At 61.7% G+C, this 2,695-nt stretch carries 1 protein-coding gene; it reads left to right on the top strand.

Features of this window, described 5'->3' with window-relative positions; genetic code table 11:
• Window positions 1-2,671 (top strand): valine--tRNA ligase (locus KBT70_RS18250; RefSeq protein ID WP_296637543.1); only part of this gene is annotated, 2,671 nt, incomplete at its 5' end.
• Window positions 2,672-2,695: the final 24 nt, after the last annotated feature.

Below are 2,695 nucleotides of genomic sequence, written 5' to 3'. Positions count from 1 at the left end.
GGAAGAGGGCAATTTCCATGACGCGGTGATCAAGGTCTTTGTCGATATGTATCACAAGGGCCTGATCTATCGCGGCAAGCGGCTGGTCAATTGGGACCCGCATTTCGAGACCGCGATTTCCGATCTGGAGGTTGAGAATATCGAGGTTGCGGGCCATATGTGGCATTTCAAATATCCGCTCGCAGGCGGGCAGACCTATGAATATGTCGAAAAGGACGCCGACGGCAACGTGACCCTGCGCGAGACGCGCGATTACATTTCGATCGCCACCACCCGCCCTGAAACCATGCTGGGTGATGGGGCCGTTGCGGTGCATCCGTCGGACACGCGCTATGCGCCCATCGTGGGCATGCTCTGCGAGATTCCGGTTGGGCCCAAGGAACATCGCCGCCTTATTCCGATCATCACGGATGAGTACCCCGATCCGAATTTCGGCTCGGGCGCGGTCAAGATCACCGGCGCGCATGATTTCAACGATTATGGTGTCGCGTCGCGCAACAATATCCCGATGTATCGGCTGATGGACACCCGCGCGCAGATGCGGGCCGATGGCGCGCCCTATGCGGACTGTGCGGCGCGGGCGCAGGAGATTGCGGAAGGGGCGGCGTTTACGCCCGAGGAGATTGATACGCTCAACCTCATCCCCGACCATCTGCGCGGGCTGGATCGGTTCGAGGCGCGCAAGCGGGTCGTCGAGGAGATCACGGCCGAAGGGCTGGCGGTGATGGTGGCGGCGTCATCCTCGGGCATTGCCCGAGGATCTCAGGAGGCGGGAGATACTCGGGGCGAGCCCGAGGATGAGGGGGGTTTGGTCCCCTATGTCGAGGCGAAACCGATCATGCAGCCCTTTGGCGACCGCTCCAAGGTGGTGATCGAGCCGATGCTGACGGATCAATGGTTCGTCGATACCGCCAAGATCGTTGGTCCGGCGCTGGACGCCGTGCGTTCGGGCGAGGTGACGATCCTGCCCGAGAGTGACCGCAAGGTCTATTTTCACTGGCTGGAGAATATCGAGCCTTGGTGCATCTCGCGGCAGCTCTGGTGGGGGCATCAGATTCCGGTGTGGTATGGGTTCGACCTCAGCGCGCCGGATTTCCATGATGACGAGGGCGATGGCACGCTGGATCTGGTGGAAATGCTGCGCCTCTTGAACGAGGGGCATCTGGGGCCGCTCATGGAATGTGGCGCAGATGTTGCGGGTGTCACCGAGGCATTTCACGAGCGTCTGGCTGACCTGCCGGTGCCGCTGGCGAGCATGCAGGTGGTCGAAGTCGAGAGCCGCGATGCGGCGCTGCACCGATTGGCCAGTGCCTTGGCCGACTACACCGCCACGCAGGACCCCACCCATCTGGTCTATCCCGTCTGGCGCGACCCAGATGTGCTCGATACGTGGTTCTCGTCGGGCCTCTGGCCCATCGGCACGCTGGGCTGGCCGGAAAACACGCAAGAATTGCAGAAATATTTCCCGACTTCGGTTCTGATCACCGGGTTTGACATCATCTTTTTCTGGGTCGCCCGGATGATGATGATGCAATATGCCGTGGTCGGGCAAAAGCCGTTCTCCCATGTCTATGTGCATGCTCTCGTGCGCGACGAGAAGGGCAAGAAGATGTCCAAGAGTTTGGGCAACGTCCTCGATCCGCTTGATCTGATTGACGAGTATGGCACCGATGCCGTGCGGTTCACGCTGACGTCGATGGCGGCCATGGGGCGCGATCTGAAGCTGTCGAAAGAGCGCATCGCGGGCTATCGCAATTTCACCACCAAACTGTGGAATGCCGCGCGCTTTGCCGAGATGAATGGCGCGGTGGGCAGCGCGGGGGCGGTGCCCACGCCGACCGCCACGGTCAACAAATGGATCATCGGCGAGACCGCCAAGACGCGGGCCGCCGTTGACGAGGCGCTGGAAAACTTCCGCTTCAACGATGCCGCCAATGCGCTTTATGCCTTTGTCTGGGGCACGGTTTGCGACTGGTATGTCGAGTTTTCCAAGCCGCTGTTGATGGATGGCGATGCCGCGACCAAGGCCGAGACACAGGCGACAATGGCCTGGGTCATCGACCAATGTCTGATCCTCTTGCATCCGATCATGCCCTTCGTGACCGAGGAACTCTGGGGCACGCTGGGTGCGCGGTCCAAAATGCTCGTGCATGGCGATTGGCCGACCTATGGGGCCGAGTTGATCGACGCCGAGGCCGACCGCGAGATGAACTGGGTGATTGCCCTGATTGACCAGATCCGTTCGGCGCGGGCGCAGATGCATGTGCCTGCCGGTCTCTATGTGCCGCTCTTGGTGACGGAGTTGACCGAGGCCGGGCGCGGGGCATGGGCGCGCAACGAGGTGATGATCAAGCGTCTGGCGCGGGTCGAGAGCCTGAGCGATGTGGAGAGCTTTCCCAAGGGGTGCGTCACCGTGGCGGTGGAGGGCGGCAGCTTTGGTCTGCCTCTGGCCGATATCATCGACGTGGCCGAGGAAAAGGCCCGGCTTGAAAAGACGCTGGCCAAGTTGGAAAAGGAATTGGGTGGGCTGCGTGGGCGGCTGAACAACCCCAATTTCGTGGCCTCCGCCCCCGAAGACGTGGTGGACGAGGCGCGCGAGAACCTTGCCCTGCGCGAAGAAGAAGACGGCAAATTGCGCGCGGCGCTCGCACGGCTCGCAGAACTGGGCTGAGGCCCGCGCCTGCCGCGACCAAAG

Origin of the sequence: Roseovarius sp., assembly GCF_018066915.1 — a bacterium.
GTDB lineage: Bacteria > Pseudomonadota > Alphaproteobacteria > Rhodobacterales > Rhodobacteraceae > Roseovarius.
The sequence above is the reverse complement of the archived record's forward strand: the minus strand, read 5'-3'. Positions and strand labels throughout refer to the sequence as shown.